This window comes from Sphingobium sp. (assembly GCF_035511395.1).
GTDB lineage: Bacteria > Pseudomonadota > Alphaproteobacteria > Sphingomonadales > Sphingomonadaceae > Sphingobium.
In genome coordinates, this window is the sequence record NZ_DATKFP010000126.1 from 30,724 (window position 1) to 48,169 (window position 17,446).

Sequence of the window (17,446 nt, forward strand, 5' to 3'; positions counted from 1 at the left end):
GGGTCACGTCAAGAGATGGATTTCCGCCTGCGCGGGAATGACGCAATGGGGTGGGAAGCGGACGGTTAGCTCGCGGTAAGAGCGTCAATTGCCGCTATCAGAACGCCAAGCATTAGCACACAAGCGGGAAAAGCGATGAAAATGATGCTCGTCCATTTGTAAGACCAAAAGCCATGACGCTTGTGTACCGGAACCATGCGAGCAAAAGGGAAAATTTGTATAAAGGTATTCACTGTTGACAGTATAGGAGCGAGAACCAGCCAACCTAAAAATTTCGCGTTTGGATCAGTAATGGACAGCATAAATCCTGCTAGGAGAAGCAGGCTTAGCGTTATGATGTAGCAGGTCATCAAGTAGCGTTTGAGAGACATAGCATATGACTATCTCGCCCCTCAAATGTCCGCAACTGGTCGCTTGTTGCCATTTACCTACAGCCGTCATCCTGACGAAAGTCAGGATCCATTCAGCGCCACGGTCGTGAGGAAGCTCTAAATAGATCCCGGATCAAGTCCGGGATGACGGCTGCGGGAAACGGCGGATTTCAGGCGCGGCCGCGAAACAAACGGACGGCAATTCCTGGTCGTATTCAGGCGCTTGCATTACCGCCGTAACCCAACTTCCGATCGCTTCGGGCGGGTCGGGAAACGGATAGCGCGATGCTCCCCGTTTCCCGACCCGCCCGAAATGAACGGCCACGCATTACTGCGCGCAGCTGTCGCCTTCGCCGGCGATCAGGTCCAAACAGCGCCCATCAATCTGATCCTTGGGCACCGGCAGCTTGATGAGCGCGGCCAGCGTCGGCAGGATGTCGACCGTCTCGACGCCCAGCGGCTGTTCGAAATGGCGCATGCCATTGCGCCAGAACAGGATCGGCACGCGGCGATCCGTGTCCCAGGGCGAACCATGGGTCGCGACATAGCCCTTGGTGCCGTCGGGGATCGACATGACGCGCGGCTTCAGCAGCAGCAGCAGGTCGCCCGACCGCTGCGGGTCGAAGCTGGCGCGGGCTTCCTGAAGCAGGCTCCAGCTTTCGGGCGGACCGGAGGGGGCGGGGGCGGCGGCGATTTCCGCCTTGGTGAAGACGGTCTGCACCTGCGGATGGGCGCGCAGCAGCTTCAGCGTCTCGGCCTCTACCTTCGCGCGCTCGGCCTTCGTCAGCCCCTTGTCGAAATAGAGGTCGCCCGCAGGGCCGTCGCCCCAGATCAGCTTCTTGCCGGTCAGGCCCGTCTTCGCGCCGATCGCCGCGGTCAGAGCCTTGGGCGTCAGTGCCGCATCGACACGGGCTTCCATCGGCATCGCATTTTCCTGATGCCGCTCGGGCAGGTCATGGCCGCCATGGTCGGCGGTCAGCACCACCACATAGTCGATCCCGTCCTTGTCCAGACGATCGAAGAAGGCGCCCAGCTCGCGGTCGAGCCGGTCGACCTGGATGCAGCTTTCCGTGCCTTCGGTGCCATAGGTGTGGCCGACATAATCGGTCGCCGACAGGCCGATCGAGATGATGTCGGTCTGCGCCTGCTTGCCAAGGCCCATGCTCTCGATCGCACCGGCGGCCAGCACCAGCGTCAGCGCATCCTGCTCGGGCGACGCGCGGAACTTCTTGAAGTCGCCCGCGTCGCGCGCGAAGCGGCCGTCGCCGACGGTCTGGCCCGCGCCGATATTGACCGCGAAATCCTTCGCCGCGCACTGGGGTGGCAGCTCGAAGCCCGGATTGGGCTGGGCGAGGCGTGCGGCCAGTTGCTCGTTCACCTTGGCGACCAGCGGTGGGGTAGGAATGCCCTTGTAGCTGACATAGCCCTTGGGCGTCAGCCACCAGCTCTGGTCGGCGGTCGGCCCGCCCATCATGATGACGGCGCGGTCCTTGCCGGCAACGGACACGACGCGGGTGGCGGGGTTCGCGATCTTCATCCGACCGCCCAGCGTCGGCACCTTCAGATGGATGGGCGATGCGACATAGTCGTTGCTGTTGGTGCCCGGCTGGGTCTCATCCTCGGCGCAATAGACCGCCTTGTCCTCGCGCTGGGTGTCGAGGTCGAACCAGGTGTTGGCGATGATGCCGGTGCGCGACGGGCGGCTGCCGGTCAGGATGGTCGAGTGGCCGGGGCAGGTCTCGGTCGCGGCGTGGCTCTGATAGCCGCGCGGGAAGACCGCGCCTTGCGTCGTCAGGCGCTTGAGGCCGCCGGTATAATATTGGCGATATTCGCTGAACAGGTCGGCGGAAAACTGGTCAACGCTGATCGCGACGATCAGCTTGGGCGGAGTCGCGAAGGCGGCTGTTGCGGGCGCTGCGGCAGCAGGTGCCGGAGCAGGGCTTTGCGCCGCGACCGGTGCGACCGGGACAAGGGCGGTAGCGAGCAACAGGGCGGCGGCGACTCTTTTCAACATATGCAGTACCTTCTCATGCCTTGACGGCGGATAGGGAGCGACCTAGCCCCCTTGCATCCACGCGACCAGAGGCCCGATGCGGATTTTTCAAGTCATATTCATGACGCTTGCTCTGCTGGCAGGCCTGTTCACCGTACAGACGTCCACCGCAGCCGCGCAAAGCGCCTTCGGAGGCGGTACGGCGCATATCGCCGCGCAGTTGGACAGCGAAAGCGACAATCCCGCACCGGGCAAGGGCACGACCATTGCCTTCGCGATGGCGCCCGAACAGGGCTGGCACGGCTATTGGGAAAATCCGGGGGACGCGGGCCTTGGCATGACGGTCGACTGGACCCTGCCCAAGGGAGTGAGCGTAGGCCCGCTGCGCTATCCGGTGCCCGAGACTCTGTTGATTTCGGGCCTGATGAACCATGTCTATGAAGGCCCCTATGCGGTGCTGGCGGACCTGAAGGTCGCGCCCGACATCGCGCCGGGTACGCGCCTGCCGGTGCGGGCGAAGGCGCAATGGCTGGCTTGCACCGACAAGGTCTGCGTACCCGAAAGCGGCGAACTGACGCTGGACCTGATCGCGGGCGACGGCAGCGTCGCACCGACGGAGCGCACCCGTTTCGACGGCTGGCGCACCCATCTGCCCCGGCCGCTGGGTTCGGAAGCGACCTATGCGCTGAAAGACGGCAAGCTGCGCCTTTCGGTGCCGTTCCCCGCCAGCGCGCAAGCGAGCGAGGTCCATCTCTTCGCGCTGGCCGAAGGGCTGCTGCGCTATGCCGCGCCGCAGACGGTGACGCGCGACGGCGACCGGCTGCTGGTCGAAACGGATGCGGGTGAGGGGAGCAGGAATGGCGCAGTGCAGGCGGTGCTGCGGACCGGCGATCATGTCGGCTTCCTGCTGACGGCCAGGTCCGGCGAGGTGGCGTCGGCATCCGGCGGAGGCGGCCAGTGGAGCGCGATCCTCGCCGCGCTGGGCGGCGCGATCCTGGGCGGGCTGCTGCTCAACATCATGCCGTGCGTGTTCCCGATCCTGGGCATCAAGGCGATGAAACTGGCCAAGGCAGGCGGCGACGAACGCAGCGTGCGGCGGGAAGCGCTGGCCTACACGCTGGGCGTCATCCTCACCTGTCTTGCGCTGGGCGGGTTGTTGCTGGCGCTGCGGACGGCGGGGAGTGCGGTCGGCTGGGCCTTTCAGTTGCAGGATTCGCGCATCATCCTGGCGCTGCTGCTGCTGGTGACGGCGATCGCCTTCAACCTGGCTGGCCTGTTCGAATTGCGCGCCTATGGCGGCGGCGAGGGGCTTGTCGGCAAGGGCGGCGTTGCCGGCTCCTTCTGGACCGGGGCGCTGGTAGCCTTCGTCGCGACACCCTGCACCGGCCCCTTCATGGCGGCGGCGATGGGGGCGGCGCTACTGTTGCCCTTGCCCGCCGCGCTCGCGGTGTTCGCGGGGCTGGGGCTTGGCCTCGCGCTGCCTTTCCTGCTGCTCGCCTATATCCCCGCGCTGCGCAATCGTCTGCCGAAACCCGGCGGCTGGATGGGCAGGTTCCAGAAGATACTGGCCATCCCCATGTTCCTGACCGCGCTGGGCCTTGTCTGGTTGCTGGGGCAGCAACGCGGCGTGTGGGGCATGACAATCGGTCTGAGCGCAGCGCTGCTGCTGGCGTTGCTGCTCTGGTGGCTGGGCGGTCGCCAGCGGATCGGCAAGGGGGGTGGGTTGATCGCGGCGATCGTCGGCAGCGCCCTGCTGGGCGGGGCTGCCATCGCGCTGCCGACCAGCGCGCCAATCGCCGCAGAACAAAACGGTGAAATTGTCCGGTTCGATGTCCAGAAGCTGGGTGAACTGCGCGCCGCCAACAAACCGGTCTTCCTCTATTTCACCGCCGACTGGTGCCTGACCTGCAAGGCCAATGAAGCCGCTGCCATCGATCGCGCCGAAACCCGCGCGGCCTTTGAAAAAGCGGGCGTCTCCGTCATGGTCGGCGACTGGACCAATGCCGATCCCGCCATTACCCGCTTCCTCGAAGGCCAGGGCCGTTCCGGCGTTCCCCTTTACCTCTGGTATGCGCCGGGCAAGGAGGCCCAGACATTGCCGCAATTGCTGACCCCCGCCACCTTGACCGCGCTGGTGCCCTGATGGCGAAAGTGCGCGCCGACCAGTTGCTCGTCGACAATGGCCTCGCCGAAAGCCGTGCGCGCGCGCAGGCGCTGATCCTCGCCGGCCTCGTCTATCTGGGCGACCGGAAAGTCGAGAAGGCCGGGCAGCAGGTGCCCGCTGACGCGGACCTGGACGTGCGCGGCCGCGATCATCCCTGGGTATCGCGCGGGGGGATCAAGCTGGCCCATGCGCTGGAGGAGTTTGCGATCGACGTGACCGGCTTCGTCGCGATCGACGTCGGCTCCTCGACCGGCGGCTTCACCGACGTACTGCTGACCAATGGCGCGGCAAAGGTCTATGCCGTCGACAGCGGCACCAACCAGCTTGCCTGGAAATTGCGCTCCGACGATCGGGTCGTGGTGCATGAACAGACCAGCGCCCGCATCCTGACCGACGCCCATATTCCCGAAGCGGTCGATATCATCGTCTGCGACGCCAGCTTCATCTCGCTCGTCAAGGTGCTGGAAAAGCCGATCACCTTCGCGAAGCCCGGCGCGCATCTTGTCGCGCTCATCAAGCCGCAGTTCGAGGCGCGGCGCGAGGAAGTGGGCAAGAACGGCGTGGTGCGCGACCCCGCGATTCACGAACGGGTCTGCGCGGAGGTGCAGGACTGGGTGCGTGAAGCGGGCTGGACCGTCACCGGCTTGACGCAAAGCCCGATTACCGGGCCGCAGGGCAATGTAGAATTTCTTATCTGTGCGCGGGCTGGCGGATAACCGACCCAGCTTCGTTCTCCGCCCCCGATACATAATGATACATGCCGCGACACAAGGGTCCATTGTGTCGCGCTGAAAGGCCCGATAGCCCTCCGTCATGCGCCCGTACCTGCCTGTCATTCTCACAGCCCTTTGTCTTGCCGGTTGCACCGGCGAGAAACAGCAGAAGCCGCGCGCCGTGCCGCTGGTCGAAGCCGTTGCCATCGCGTCCGCCAGCTTCACCGACAATGTCGAGGCGGTCGGTACCGCACTTGCCAATGAACAGGTCGTGCTGTCCGCGCCCGTGACGGAGCGGATTACCGCGCTCAATTTCGCGGACGGCGGCTTCGTGTCGCGGGGTCAAGTGATCGCGACGCTCGCGGTTGGCCAGGAAAAGGCCGAACTCGCCTCTGCCGAGGCGACCGCATTGCAGGCAGGCCAACAGCTCCAGCGCATCGAAGCGCTCAAGGTGCGCGGCTTCGCCACCGGCGCGACGCTGGAGCAGCAGACGGCGCTCGCCAACGCCGCCCGCGCCAATGCGGAACTCGCCCGCGCCTCAATCGGCGATCGCATCATTCGCGCGCCCTTCGCCGGTTGGGTCAGTCTGCGGACCGTATCGCCCGGCGCGATCGTGACCGCCGGCACGCCGATCGCCACGGTCAGCGACATCAGCCGCATCAAACTGGATTTCACGGTCCCCGAAACCCGCCTGTCGATGCTGCGCGAAGGCATGCCGATCAAGGCCGTGTCGGCCGCCTGGCCCGATCGTCCGTTCAACGGCACGATCGCGACGATCGACCCGGTGATCGACCCCGCCACCCGCGCGGTGAAGGTGCGCGCGATCCTGCCCAATCCCGACAAGGCGCTGAAGCCCGGTATGCTGCTGACCGTCAGCGTCCTCGCCCGCCAGCGCCAGTCGCTGGCCGTGCCCGAACTCGCTGTGGTCGGCGATGGCGACGAACGCTTCGTGTTCGTGCTGGAGGACCGCACCGCCAAGCGTACCAAGGTCGAAACCGGCATCCGCCAGAATGGCCAGGTCGAAATCACCGGCGGCGTGAAGCCGGGGCAGAAGGTCGTGACCGAGGGCGTGGTCAAGCTGACCGACGGCATGACCGTCCGCCTCGCCGGCGACAGGAAGGCCGACGATAAGGGCAATGGCGCCCCCAAGGCCGCCGGCTAAGGGCCGCGCCATGCAGCTGTCCGACCTTTCCGTCCGCCGTCCCGTCTTCGCCGCGGTCGTCGCGGTGCTGCTCTGCATCGTCGGCATCGTCGGCTGGATGAGCCTGTCGGTCCGCGAATATCCCGACACCGACCCGCCGATCGTGTCGGTCGAAACGACCTATACCGGCGCGGCCGCTTCGGTCGTGGAAACCCGCATCACGCAGCTGATCGAGGATGCGGTCGCTGGCGTGCAGGGCATCCAGACCATCACCTCGACGTCGCAGGACGGCACGTCGAACATCAATATCGAGTTCGATCCGTCGCGCGATATCGACAGCGCTGCCAATGACGTGCGCGACCGCGTGGGATCGGTGACGGAGGATCTGCCGGAGGACGCGCTCGCGCCCGAAATCCGCAAGGTCGATTCCGACGCGCGCTCGATCCTGTTCCTCGCCTTTTCCCGCCCCGGCTGGTCGCCGATCCAGATCAGCGACTATCTCGACCGCAATATCGCCGACCGCTTCGCTGCGATCGATGGCGTCGCCCGCGTCAATATCGGCGGCGAGGCGCGGCCGTCGACCCGCATCTGGTTCAACGCCGAAAAGCTGGCCGCCTTCGGTCTGACCCCGGCCGATGTCGAGGCTGCGCTGCGCACCCAGAATGTCGAACTGCCCGCCGGCCGTTTCGAATCGAAGGACCAGAATCAGACGCTGCGTGTCGAGCGGCCCTTTGCGACCCCCGACCAGTTCGGCCAACTGGTGGTCGGGCGCGGTGCAGACGGGCATCTGGTGACGCTGGGCGACGTCGCCCGGATCGAGGAGGGAGCGGAAAATCCCTATAGCAGCTTCCGGTCCAACCAGGGCACGGCGATCGGCATCGGCATCATCCGTCAGTCGGGCGCCAACACGCTGGAGGTCGCGCAAAAGGCCAAGGCGCTGATCAAGGAGCTGGAACCGACCCTGCCCAAGGGCATGAAGGTCGCCATCGGCACCGACGAGTCCCTGTTCATCGAACGCGCGATCGACAATGTGTACGATACGCTGCTGGAAGCGGCCTTGCTCGTCATCCTCGTCATCTTCCTGTTCCTGGGATCGGTGCGCGCCACCATCATCCCGGCGGTGACGGTGCCGATCTGCCTGCTCGCCACCTGCGCCGTGATGTGGCTGCTCGGCCTGTCGATCAACCTGCTGACCCTGCTCGCCTTCGTGCTCGCCATCGGCCTGGTGGTCGACGACGCCATCGTCGTGCTGGAAAATGTCTATCACCGCGTCGAGCAGGGCGACGATCCGCTCGTCGCCGCCTATCTCGGCACGCGGCAGGTGGGCTTCGCCATCATCTCGACCACGCTCGTCGTGTGCGCCGTGTTCGTGCCGGTGATGTTCCTTGCCGGACAGACCGGCCTGCTGTTCCGCGAACTCGCCATCGCGATGATCGCGGCCATCGCCTTTTCCGGCTTCATCTCCTTGAGCCTCGCGCCGATGCTCTGCTCGAAACTGCTCAGGACAGCCGAGCGCGGGCGGCTGGCGCGCTGGATCGACGACCGTTTCCAGCGGCTGGAGAGCGGCTATGCGCGCTGGCTCGACGGGGCGCTCCGCAAGCCGCTGTTGCCGCTGCTGGGCGTGCTGCTGTTCCTGGGCGTGGCCGGCTTCTTCTTCACTCGCCTGCCGAGCGAACTGGCCCCGGCCGAGGATACCGGCGTGGTCGAGGCGCAGATCAGCGCGCCCGAAGGTACCGGCTTTGAACGGATGATGGCCTATATGAAGAAGATCGAGGATGATCTGTCCTTCCTGCGCAAGGATGGGACGCTCCAGAATCTGGTCATTCGTACCCCGGCGGGCTTCGGCACTACTGACGATTTCAACAGCGGCAACGTCATCGCCTTCCTCCGCCCGTGGGAGGATCGCACCATCACCACGGCGGAAGTCGCGACCATCATCAACAAGGTGATCGCCGACCAGCCGGGCGTCCGCGGTAATGCGGCGCCGCGTTCAGGGCTGGGACGCGGGCGCGGCCTGCCAGTCAATATCGTGCTGGCCGGCGCCACCTATGAAGGGCTGGTCGCCGCGCGCGACCGGATCATGGCGGCCGCCGCTGCCTATCCGGGCCTCATCAACCTTGACAGCGATTACAAGGAAACCAAGCCGCAAATGCGGATCGATACCGATCTGCAACGCGCCGGCGACCTGGGCGTGTCGGTGAACGACGTCAGCCAGGCGTTGCAGAGCCTGCTCGGTTCGCGCCGCGTCACCACCTATGTCGACCGGGGCGAGGAATATCGCGTGCTGGTGCAGGCGGAGGATGCGGGACGCCGGACCAAGGCCGATCTGGAACGGATCAACGTGCGCAGCCGCACCGGCGCGCTGGTGCCGCTGTCGGCGCTGGTGACGATCCGCGAAGTGGCCGGCCCGCGCCAGCTCAACCGTTACAACAAGCTGCGCGCCATCACCCTGACGGCGGCGCTGGCGCCCGGCACCTCGCTGGGGCAGGCGCTCGGCTATCTGGAGGATCAGGCGCGGCAATCTCCTGAAGTGCTGGCGATCGGCTATCGCGGCGAAAGCCAGTCGCTGCGCGAAACCGGCGGGTCGATCTGGCTGGTATTCGGCCTCACCATCCTGCTCGTCTATCTGCTGCTCGCGGCCCAGTTCGAAAGCTTCATCCACCCCGGCGTCATCATCGCCACCGTGCCCCTTGCTGTGGCGGGCGGCGCGCTGGGGCTGGCGATCACCGGCGGGTCGATCAACCTCTACAGCCAGATCGGCATCGTCATGCTGGTCGGCCTCGCCGCCAAGAACGGCATCCTGATCGTGGAGTTCGCCAACCAACTGCGCGACGAGGGGATGGAAATCGCGCAAGCGATCCGCGAGGCTGCCAAGCGCCGCCTGCGCCCGATCCTGATGACGTCGATCGCGACGGTGATCGGCGCGGTGCCGCTGGTTATCCGGGGCGGGGCGGGGGCTGCGGCGCGCCATTCGATCGGCGTGGTCGTGGTGTTCGGCGTCAGCCTCGCGACGCTCATCACCCTGTTCCTGATCCCCATTTTCTATTCACGCGTTGCCAAGCGCACGGTTTCTCCGCAAACCGTCAGCCGGAAACTGGATTCGGCGCTCAAGGATTCGCCTGAACCGGCTGAGTGACATGAGCATCGCGAGAAGCGATGCGACAACAAGGGATTGGAGCGCCCTGCATCGGATTTGATGCAGAGCGCTCCGGATGGGGGGTGTTGCTGTCGATGAACCAGATTGCGTCCCAAGGTCAGTTGCGTCTCGCCTATCTCCGTTGGGCGCTCGTCACGGTTCCCGCCATCGTGTTTCTGGGTTTCCTGTCGGGGAAGCTGGCCAATAGCGGCTATGGCAATCGCTGGTTCGACGCGCTGGAAAAGCCGGCGCTGATGCCGCCGGGCTGGGCGTTCGGTGTCGCGTGGACCATCCTCTATGTGATGATGGCGCTCGCCTTCGCCATCGTACTGCACGCCCGCGGGGCGAGGGGACGGAGCGCGGCGATCGCACTCTTCCTGATCCAGCTGGTGATGAACCTCGCCTGGTCGCCGCTCTTCTTCCGCGCGCATCAGGTCGACAGCGCACTGGTACTGATCCTGGCGCTGTTCGTCGCCGTCGCGGCCACGATCGCGCTGTTCTGGCCGATCCGGCGGTTCGCGGGCGCGCTGCTGCTGCCCTATCTCTGCTGGCTGGCTTTCGCCTCCTTCCTCAACTATGAGATCGGCCGCCTGAACCCGGATGCCCCGACCCTTGTCGCGCCGGCGCTCAAGACCCAGATATGAATTTCGGGCGCGCCCATCCGTGCGCCGCAAAGAGGATAAGTGCAATGCAGAGCGAGAACCGCTTTTTCGACGATCTGGCCAAGCTGGTGAACGGCGCCGCCGGCACCGTGGCGGGCATGACGCGGGAATTCGAATCCAATGCCCGTGAACGCGCCAAGGATTGGATCGGCGGCATGGATTTCGTGTCGCGCGAGGAATTTGACGCGGTGAAGGCGGTCGCCGCCTCTGCGCGCGAAGAGGTCGAGCTGCTGAAGGCCCGGCTCGACGCGCTGGAAGGCAAGAGTGGCGAGCCAGTGACCACAAGCGTCAAGGCCGCCAAGCCCAAGGCAGCGGACGCGCCCAGGGACGCGGACTGATCCCTTCTGTCCTTTCGCCGCACGCGGTGATAAGGCCCGGCGATGATGGATAGCGACGAATTTGAACATGGCGGCCAGGAAGCTGCGCCGATCGACATGCTTGCGGCCTATTTCGAGGCGCATGGCTGGAGCTTCGACCAGGTCGGCGAGGATGAGATCGTCGCGAACACGCAGGGGTCGTGGGCGCAATATGAGCTGCGCGGCATCTGGCGCGACGAGGATCAGGTACTCCAACTGCTCGCGCTGCCCGACGTCCGCGTGGCCGAGGACAAGCGCGCGACCATCTACGAGACGCTGGGCCTGATCAACGAGCAACTGTGGATCGGCCATTTCGAGCTGTGGTCGTCGTCCGGCATCGTCCTGTTCCGCCATGGCGCCTTGCTGGGGGCGGGCGGCGTATTGACGCTCGATCAGGCGCAGTTGCTGGTCGAAACCGCGATCGACGAATGCGAGCGCTTCTATCCGGTGTTCCAGTTCGTCCTGTGGGGGGGCAAGACCCCGACCGAGGCGATTTCCGCCAGCCTGATCGAAACCCGCGGCGAAGCCTGATCCGATGGCGCTGAACTGGCCCGATCATCTGTTTCTCGTCGGCTGCGGCAATATGGCGGGGCAGATGCTTGTCCGCTGGCTCGATTGCGGCCTCGCCCCCGCGCGCGTCACCGTGCTGCGGCCGAGCGGCAAGCCCGTGGCCGATGGTGTGCGCGTCATCACCGACTACCCCGCGATGCTGCCCGCCGGCACGACCGTGCTGCTGGGCATGAAGCCTTACCAGATCGCCGATGTCGCCGCCGCTCTGGCGCCGCTCTGCGGGGAAGAGACGCGGATCGTCTCGATCCTTGCCGGCACGACGCTGGCCGATCTGCGTACCCGCTTTCCGGCGGCTCGTGACATCGTGCGCGCCATGCCCAACCTGCCGGTGGGGCTGGGGGAGGGCGTGACCGCGCTTTTCACCGACGCTGCGACCTCGGGCCAGGCGAAGGCCGATATCGACGCGCTGATCCAGCCGCTCGGTCTTGCCGAATGGATCGGTGAGGAGACGCTGTTCAATCAGGTGACGGCGCTGTCGGGCTGTGGCCCGGCCTTCCTGTTCCGCTTCGCCGACGCGCTGGCGCGCGCGGGCGAGGCGATCGGCATTCCTGCCGATCAGGCGGCGCGCATGGCGCTGGCGACGGTACAGGGTTCGGCTAACATGGCTGCCCGTGCCGACGCCCAGGCCGGTGACAGCCCGGCGACGCTGGCCGACAAGGTGGCCAGCCCCGGCGGCATGACGCGGCAGGGGCTGAACGTCCTCGACGCCGACGATCGGCTGCTGACGCTGCTGACCGACACGCTGGCCGCTGCCCGCGATCGCGGCGAAGCGATGGCGCGCGGGGAATAGGAGCGGTCTCGGGGGAGCGCCATTTGGGACTGAGTTTTCCGTGATTTCCGAGCCGAGGAATGTTCCATTTCACTCGAAATCACTCTAAGGCGCCCGAAAATCGACCCCGGAGTCCTTTATGCTATCGCCCGAAACCCCGATCCTGCTGCTCACCACCGGCGGGACGATCGACAAGATCTATTTCGACGCCCTGTCCGACTATCAGGTCGGAGAGACGGTGATGGCGAAGCTGCTGGAGGTCGCCCGCGTCAAGCGTCCCTTCCGTATCGAGGAAGTGACCCGCAAGGACAGCCTGGAACTGGACGATACCGACCGCGCGCTGATCGCTGCCCGCTGCGCCGCTGCGCGCGAGAAGCATATCGTCATCACCCATGGCACCGACACCATGACCGAGACGGCGAAGCTGCTGAAGGACATGACCGGCAAGACCATCGTGCTGGTGGGCGCGCTCGCCCCGGCGCGCTTTGGCGAAAGCGACGCCAGCTTCAACCTCGGCATGGCCTTCGCTACCGCACAGGTCGCGGAGCCGGGCGTCTATATCACCATGAGCGGCTCCGTCTTCCGCGCCGACAAGGTGGTGAAGGACCGCGCCAAGGGCGCTTTCGTGCCCGTCGCGGACTGACGCGGCCCTCCTGCCTTCCGGAACAACGCCATGAGTCTGCGCATTGAAGCGGACGGGTGGCTTGAAGAGGAGGAGAGATACATGGCCGATTATCAGGTCGATCAGGAACGTCCGGCAACGACGACCACGATCATTGAAAAGCGCAGCGGTGGCGGCGGTGCGATGTTCGCCATATTGCTGCTGGTGGTCGTGGTGGCGGTCGCCGCCTTTTTCCTGATCAGCAGCCAAAGCCGCAAGGACAATGCCGTGTCGACCGCGGCGACTCAGGTCGGCCAGGCCGCAAGCGATGTCGGCGATGCTGCCAAGGATGCAGCCGGTACGGTCAAGGACCAGTAACGCCGGCGATAGCAGGCCAAGTAAGAATCCAAGGAGAAGGGGCGTCCCGACCCGGTCGGAACGCCCCTCCCTGTATCAACCTGCCGTGGTCGGCTCGGCAGAAGTCTGTCAGCCCTCGACGCGGACGTGCCTGGGCGCCGCTTCGTTGAGGATGCGCAGGATCTTCTTGAGCGCGGTCGGCTCGTCCGTCTCTTCCATCGCGGCGAGTTCGCGGGCGAGGCGGCTGGAGGCCGCTTCGAAGATCTGGCGTTCGGAATAGCTCTGCTCGGGCTGATCGTCGGCGCGGAACAGGTCGCGGGTCACTTCGGCGATCGACACCAGGTCGCCCGAATTGATCTTCGCTTCATATTCCTGGGCGCGGCGCGACCACATGGTGCGCTTCACCTTGGGCTTGCCCTTGAGCGTTTCCATCGATTCTTCGAGGGTCTTGTTGGAGGACAGCTTGCGCATGCCCACGCCCTCGGCCTTGTTGGTGGGAACGCGGAGCGTCATGCGCTCCTTTTCGAAGCGAAGCACGTACAGCTCCAGCTCCATGCCTGCAATCTGCTCCTTCTGCAGCTCGATTACACGGCCAACGCCATGCTTGGGATAAACGACATAATCACCAACGTCAAAGGACAGCGCCTTGGCAGCCATTTGATACCTTTCCAATTCACCCGGGGAACGGGTCGTCGCGGGCAGGGGTACCAAGCCGTGGGATGGCCGAATACCGATGTGTCCACGGCGCGACCCGTCGAGACATGAAGTTTATTCTCCAGGACCGGATAGGGGGTATCCGGCCGTTGGGGCGCTATTTAGCAGATTCGTAACAAAATTACCACCCCCGGACACAAAGTCTGGGGGTGTGCCGCAATTTGGGACGCTAGAAGAGCGGCTTGAACGCCGCCCTTGTCAGTTACCCGCGCCGGGCTCGGGAGAGAAGAACTTCTCCAGCTTGTTCTCGACGCCGCTCATCTCGTCGGCATCGGCGGGCGCATCGCCCTTGACCGTGATGTTGGGCCATTCGGCGGAATATTTGGTGTTGAGTTCCAGCCACTTCTCAAGGCCGTTCTCGGTGTCTGGCAGGATCGCTTCGGCCGGGCATTCCGGTTCGCATACACCGCAGTCGATGCATTCGTTGGGATTGATGACCAGCATGTTTTCGCCCTCGTAGAAACAGTCCACGGGGCAGACCTCGACGCAATCCATATATTTGCAGCGGATGCAGTTGTCGGTCACGACATAGGTCATTGTCAGGGCACTCTATCGTTTGGAAAAGCGCCGCCCTGCTATGCCCGGCGCGCGCGAAGGTCAATGAGGATATTGTTGATCGCCAACAGCCTGAACTTCAGCCTCCGACGGTCAACTCCTCATAACAGGCCTGCGCTTCGGGCGCGGCGCCGCGTCGGGCGGGCAGCTGGATCACGCGCACCACCCGCACATTGTCGAAATGGGGGAAAGTGATGAGGTCGCCCGCCCGCACTGCGGCATGGGCGCGATCGACGCGGCGACCGTTCAGGCGGATATGCCCGTCCTCGGCCAGTTTCTGCGCGGTCGACCGGCTTTTGGACAGGCGCGCGAACCACAGGAACTTGTCGATCCGCAGCGCCGGTCCATGGCCGGAGACCGTGTCAGCCATTGCGGCCCAGAAGTTCGGCCAGACCGGCAAAGGCGTTGTTCACCGGCTTGGGGCTGCTGCCCGGCGAAGCGGGACGGGGCGAACCGCCATCCTTGCCGGGACGGCGATTGCCGCCGGCCGGCTTGCCGTCGCGCGACTGAGGGCCGCGCGTCTGCTGTCCTTGCGGCCGGCCGCCTTGCGGGCGATCGCCGCGCGCCTTCTGCCGGCCCTTGAACGCCCAGTTTGCGCCGGTCACAGGCGGCGTTTCGGCTGCTGTTACCGCTTCGTCGCCCTCAGCAGCGACGGCGGGCACGGCCTCCGCTTCGGCGTCGCTGACGGCGGTTTCCTGTGCGGGCACGACCGGCTGCGGCGTTATCGGACGGAAACCGGCGAGGCGCATCAGTTGCAGGAAGGCCGGTTCGGACAGGCCCAGCGACACGATCTGCGGGCTGCTATGGGTGAACGGCTCGTTCTTGGCGATCGCCTCATGCGCGGCGCGGGCCATGCGCTCGGCCATGTCGATGCGCAGCATCTGCTCACCGAAACCACGAAAGCCCGCGATTCGCGCGCCCATCTGCGCGGGCTTCTCGCCCGCCGGAATCAGGGTCAGGCCGGGCTGGGGCAGCGGCAGGCACGGCTTGGCGATGCGCGCCGCCAGCAGCGCCGAACGCCAGCGCGCCGCGCCGGGCTTCAGCAGGCCATGATGATAAATGTCGAGCACGCCGATATCGATGCCCGCCTTGCGCAGCAGGTGGCGTTGCTCCTTGTCGAGATGCCCCAGCGCCGAATCGAGGTCGGTCCGCGCGATCACGCCGCTGGCATCGGCCAGCTGCGCGAAAACGGCGCGCACCACGGGGGGCACGGCGGGATCAGCGGCGCTGTCGGCCATCTTGACCAGTGGCAGCAGATGCTTCTGCTTCTGCGCCTCGAACCAGGCGGCGAGGCGGGCAACGACCTGCTTCTGCACATCCTGGCCAAGCGCCAGAAGCGCGCGATCCAGCCGGATTTCGGGCGTCAGCAGGCTCGATCCCGCCAGCAGGGCCGCTACCGGCGTCTCGCCCCAGGCGATGCCCGGATTTTGTCCCGCCTCGTCCAGAAGCGCAAAATCCGTATCCGTCGCAGCAACCAGTTCGTCAGCCTTCACTCGTAATACCTTTCCAAGGCGCCGTTCCGCGGCCGCCAAAAGCATCTTTCTATCCTGATGCCGCGTAGCGGGATCGACCGAGAATCGGAAGCCGTCAAGTCGTCCGATCGTCTCGCCATCGACACAGACGCTCCCATCCGGCTCTACCGTGACCGGCAAGTTGCTGGCATTCTGGCCGATATCGCGCAGCAGGACCGATGTGCGCCGGTCGACGAAACGCTGCGTCAGCGCGGCGTGCAGCGCGTCGGACAGCTTTTCTTCCAGCGCGCGGGTGCGTTCGGCCATTTCGACCGGATGCGCGAGCCAGTCGGGGCGGTGCGCGATATAGGACCATGTGCGCGCGGCGGCGATCCGGCCCGACAGCGTGTCGATATCGCCCTGCACCGAATCGAGCCGGGCGACCTGCTGCGCGAACCAGTCGCGCGGGATATGGCCGGTCCCCTCCGACAGGAAGCGCCAGATCCGGCTGACCGTGCGGGCGTGATGTTCCGCGCCCAGCTTCTGGAAATCGGGCAGGCCGCAGGCGGCCCAGAGCCGGTCGACCTGGCGCTTGCCCTTCGCCCGCTCGATGACCAGCGGATCGTCGGCCAGCCGGCGCAGCACCGCATGGTCGACGGCTTCGGGCGCGGCGCGCAGTTCGGGGCGTTCGGGCTTCTGCTCCAGGTCGAAGAGCAGATGGTCGAGCCGGTCGGTGCGCGGCGTGCCATTGCGCCAGAAAAGCTGTTCGACCGGCGGGAAACGGTGCGCTTCGATCGCCTCGATTTCTTCGGGCGTGAAGGCGGCATCGCCATCCTCATGGCCGAGGCTGCCGAACGTGCCGTCCCTGTGATGCCGCCCCGCGCGCCCGGCGATCTGCGCCATTTCGCTGACCGTGAGGCGGCGGCTGCGCCGGCCATCAAACTTGCGCAGCGAGGCGAAGGCGACATGGGCGACGTCGAGGTTCAGGCCCATGCCGATCGCGTCGGTCGCGACCAGATAGTCGACCTCGCCATTCAGAAACATCTGCACCTGCGCGTTGCGAGTGCGGGGGGAAAGCGCGCCCATCACCACCGCCGCGCCGCCCCGGAAGCGGCGCAGCATTTCGGCAACGGCATAGACCTCCTCGGCGGAGAAGGCGACGATGGCAGAGCGCTTGGGCAGGCGGGAGAGCTTCTTCGCACCGGCATAGGAGAGGGTGGAAAAGCGCGGGCGGCCGATGATATCGACATCGGGAACCAGCGCCTTGACCACGCGACTGATAGTCGCGGAACCGAGGATCATCGTCTCCTCGCGGCCCCGCGCGCGCAGCAGCCGGTCGGTGAAGATATGGCCGCGCACCGGGTCCGACCCCAGTTGCGCCTCGTCGAGCGCGACGAAGGCGAAATCCTCCTTAATGCCAGTCTCCCTACCCCCGCCGATTGGCATGGATTCGGCCGTGCAGAGGAAATAGCGCGCGCCCGGCGGCACGATCTTTTCCTCGCCGGTGATGAGGGCGACCAATTGTGGTCCTTTGATCGCGACCACCCGGTCATAGACCTCGCGTGCCAGCAGGCGCAGCGGGAAGCCCATCATGCCGCTGGAATGGCCGCACATGCGCTCCACGGCGAGGTGAGTCTTGCCGGTGTTGGTCGGTCCCAGGACGGCGGTGAGGGAAGAACGGGCGAACTGGGCCATGCCCCCTATGTCGGGGAGGACGGGGCGGGGGGCAAGGGGTTTCGCGGCATCAGCATGCAGTTCCCGGTCCCGTCCGGGGACGGGCACGGTTCGCCGCATCGATCCCCATCACCGCATCGTCTTTATTTGACTTTAACCTTGTGCGTTCACAACGGTGCCGCTCACGCGTGGCGGGGATGTTGCTGGCGCGGCAATGAA

General features: G+C 65.5%; 15 protein-coding genes. 10 read left to right on the top strand and 5 right to left on the bottom strand.

Translation table 11 applies throughout. The features are described from left to right. Window positions 1–699: 699 nt before the first annotated feature. A complete protein-coding gene (locus VMR39_RS08175; protein WP_325415483.1) occupies window positions 700–2,385 on the bottom strand; it encodes an alkaline phosphatase family protein in 1,686 nt (561 codons plus the stop codon). A gap of 76 nt (window positions 2,386–2,461) precedes the next feature. On the opposite strand from VMR39_RS08175, the gene VMR39_RS08180 reads away from it, so the two are divergent. The 10 genes from VMR39_RS08180 to VMR39_RS08225 all read left to right on the top strand — a co-directional run bounded on the left by VMR39_RS08180 (window position 2,462) and on the right by VMR39_RS08225 (window position 12,854). Then, entirely contained in the window at window positions 2,462–4,507 is a 2,046-nt protein-coding gene (locus tag VMR39_RS08180; RefSeq protein ID WP_325415484.1) for a protein-disulfide reductase DsbD family protein, read from the top strand. Then, window positions 4,507–5,244 carry a TlyA family RNA methyltransferase gene (locus VMR39_RS08185; protein ID WP_325415485.1) on the top strand — a complete coding sequence of 246 codons (738 nt, stop codon included), beginning with the start codon at window positions 4,507–4,509 and terminating at the stop codon, window positions 5,242–5,244. Before VMR39_RS08180 ends, VMR39_RS08185 begins: the two co-directional genes overlap by 1 nt. A gap of 97 nt (window positions 5,245–5,341) precedes the next feature. Continuing rightward, window positions 5,342–6,403, top strand: coding sequence for an efflux RND transporter periplasmic adaptor subunit (locus VMR39_RS08190; RefSeq protein ID WP_325415487.1), 1,062 nt, complete (start codon window positions 5,342–5,344; stop codon window positions 6,401–6,403). Between the two features lie 10 nt (window positions 6,404–6,413). Further along, window positions 6,414–9,518, top strand: coding sequence for an efflux RND transporter permease subunit (locus VMR39_RS08195; protein WP_325415488.1), 3,105 nt, complete (start codon window positions 6,414–6,416; stop codon window positions 9,516–9,518). Window positions 9,519–9,613: 95 nt separating this feature from the next. Further along, a complete protein-coding gene (locus VMR39_RS08200; protein WP_325415489.1) occupies window positions 9,614–10,162 on the top strand; it encodes a TspO/MBR family protein in 549 nt (182 codons plus the stop codon). Window positions 10,163–10,206: 44 nt separating this feature from the next. Continuing rightward, the gene (locus VMR39_RS08205) at window positions 10,207–10,518 is read left to right on the top strand and encodes an accessory factor UbiK family protein (RefSeq protein ID WP_325415490.1); all 312 of its coding nucleotides are present in this window, start codon (window positions 10,207–10,209) and stop codon (window positions 10,516–10,518) included. A gap of 42 nt (window positions 10,519–10,560) precedes the next feature. After that, on the top strand, window positions 10,561–11,067 hold the full coding sequence (locus tag VMR39_RS08210) for a YbjN domain-containing protein (protein WP_325415491.1): 507 nt from the start codon (window positions 10,561–10,563) through the stop codon (window positions 11,065–11,067). A gap of 4 nt (window positions 11,068–11,071) precedes the next feature. Further along, window positions 11,072–11,896 (top strand): pyrroline-5-carboxylate reductase, encoded by an 825-nt coding sequence (locus VMR39_RS08215; protein WP_325415492.1) that lies wholly within the window; start codon window positions 11,072–11,074, stop codon window positions 11,894–11,896. A gap of 118 nt (window positions 11,897–12,014) precedes the next feature. After that, a complete protein-coding gene (locus VMR39_RS08220; protein WP_325415493.1) occupies window positions 12,015–12,518 on the top strand; it encodes an asparaginase domain-containing protein in 504 nt (167 codons plus the stop codon). Between the two features lie 81 nt (window positions 12,519–12,599). Next, entirely contained in the window at window positions 12,600–12,854 is a 255-nt protein-coding gene (locus tag VMR39_RS08225) for a hypothetical protein (protein ID WP_325415494.1), read from the top strand. 108 nt (window positions 12,855–12,962) lie between these two features. Here the strand turns inward: VMR39_RS08225 and VMR39_RS08230 are convergent, their stop codons facing one another. From VMR39_RS08230 to VMR39_RS08245, 4 genes are all read right to left on the bottom strand, one after another. Then, window positions 12,963–13,490 (bottom strand): CarD family transcriptional regulator, encoded by a 528-nt coding sequence (locus VMR39_RS08230; protein WP_325415495.1) that lies wholly within the window; start codon window positions 13,488–13,490, stop codon window positions 12,963–12,965. A gap of 255 nt (window positions 13,491–13,745) precedes the next feature. Further along, complete coding sequence (gene fdxA / locus VMR39_RS08235; protein WP_179043118.1) at window positions 13,746–14,084, bottom strand: ferredoxin FdxA; 339 nt, start codon at window positions 14,082–14,084, stop codon at window positions 13,746–13,748. Window positions 14,085–14,181: 97 nt separating this feature from the next. Beyond that, window positions 14,182–14,472 carry an RNA-binding S4 domain-containing protein gene (locus VMR39_RS08240; protein WP_325415497.1) on the bottom strand — a complete coding sequence of 97 codons (291 nt, stop codon included), beginning with the start codon at window positions 14,470–14,472 and terminating at the stop codon, window positions 14,182–14,184. Continuing rightward, window positions 14,465–17,248, bottom strand: a complete 2,784-nt coding sequence (locus tag VMR39_RS08245) for a helicase-related protein (protein WP_325415499.1) — start codon at window positions 17,246–17,248, stop codon at window positions 14,465–14,467. Before VMR39_RS08245 ends, VMR39_RS08240 begins: the two co-directional genes overlap by 8 nt. Between the last annotated feature and the right edge of the window lie 198 nt (window positions 17,249–17,446).

What these genes read in the sequence shown, in the direction of transcription:
- VMR39_RS08175 (WP_325415483.1), bottom strand. Translation starts at nt 2,385, where the DNA reads ATGTTGAAAAGAGTCGCCGCCGCCCTGTTGCTCGCTACCGCCCTTGTC.
- VMR39_RS08180 (WP_325415484.1), top strand. Translation starts at nt 2,462, where the DNA reads ATGCGGATTTTTCAAGTCATATTCATGACGCTTGCTCTGCTGGCAGGC.
- VMR39_RS08185 (WP_325415485.1), top strand. Translation starts at nt 4,507, where the DNA reads ATGGCGAAAGTGCGCGCCGACCAGTTGCTCGTCGACAATGGCCTCGCC.
- VMR39_RS08190 (WP_325415487.1), top strand. Translation starts at nt 5,342, where the DNA reads ATGCGCCCGTACCTGCCTGTCATTCTCACAGCCCTTTGTCTTGCCGGT.
- VMR39_RS08195 (WP_325415488.1), top strand. Translation starts at nt 6,414, where the DNA reads ATGCAGCTGTCCGACCTTTCCGTCCGCCGTCCCGTCTTCGCCGCGGTC.
- VMR39_RS08200 (WP_325415489.1), top strand. Translation starts at nt 9,614, where the DNA reads ATGAACCAGATTGCGTCCCAAGGTCAGTTGCGTCTCGCCTATCTCCGT.
- VMR39_RS08205 (WP_325415490.1), top strand. Translation starts at nt 10,207, where the DNA reads ATGCAGAGCGAGAACCGCTTTTTCGACGATCTGGCCAAGCTGGTGAAC.
- VMR39_RS08210 (WP_325415491.1), top strand. Translation starts at nt 10,561, where the DNA reads ATGATGGATAGCGACGAATTTGAACATGGCGGCCAGGAAGCTGCGCCG.
- VMR39_RS08215 (WP_325415492.1), top strand. Translation starts at nt 11,072, where the DNA reads ATGGCGCTGAACTGGCCCGATCATCTGTTTCTCGTCGGCTGCGGCAAT.
- VMR39_RS08220 (WP_325415493.1), top strand. Translation starts at nt 12,015, where the DNA reads ATGCTATCGCCCGAAACCCCGATCCTGCTGCTCACCACCGGCGGGACG.
- VMR39_RS08225 (WP_325415494.1), top strand. Translation starts at nt 12,600, where the DNA reads ATGGCCGATTATCAGGTCGATCAGGAACGTCCGGCAACGACGACCACG.
- VMR39_RS08230 (WP_325415495.1), bottom strand. Translation starts at nt 13,490, where the DNA reads ATGGCTGCCAAGGCGCTGTCCTTTGACGTTGGTGATTATGTCGTTTAT.
- fdxA (WP_179043118.1), bottom strand. Translation starts at nt 14,084, where the DNA reads ATGACCTATGTCGTGACCGACAACTGCATCCGCTGCAAATATATGGAT.
- VMR39_RS08240 (WP_325415497.1), bottom strand. Translation starts at nt 14,472, where the DNA reads ATGGCTGACACGGTCTCCGGCCATGGACCGGCGCTGCGGATCGACAAG.
- VMR39_RS08245 (WP_325415499.1), bottom strand. Translation starts at nt 17,248, where the DNA reads ATGGCCCAGTTCGCCCGTTCTTCCCTCACCGCCGTCCTGGGACCGACC.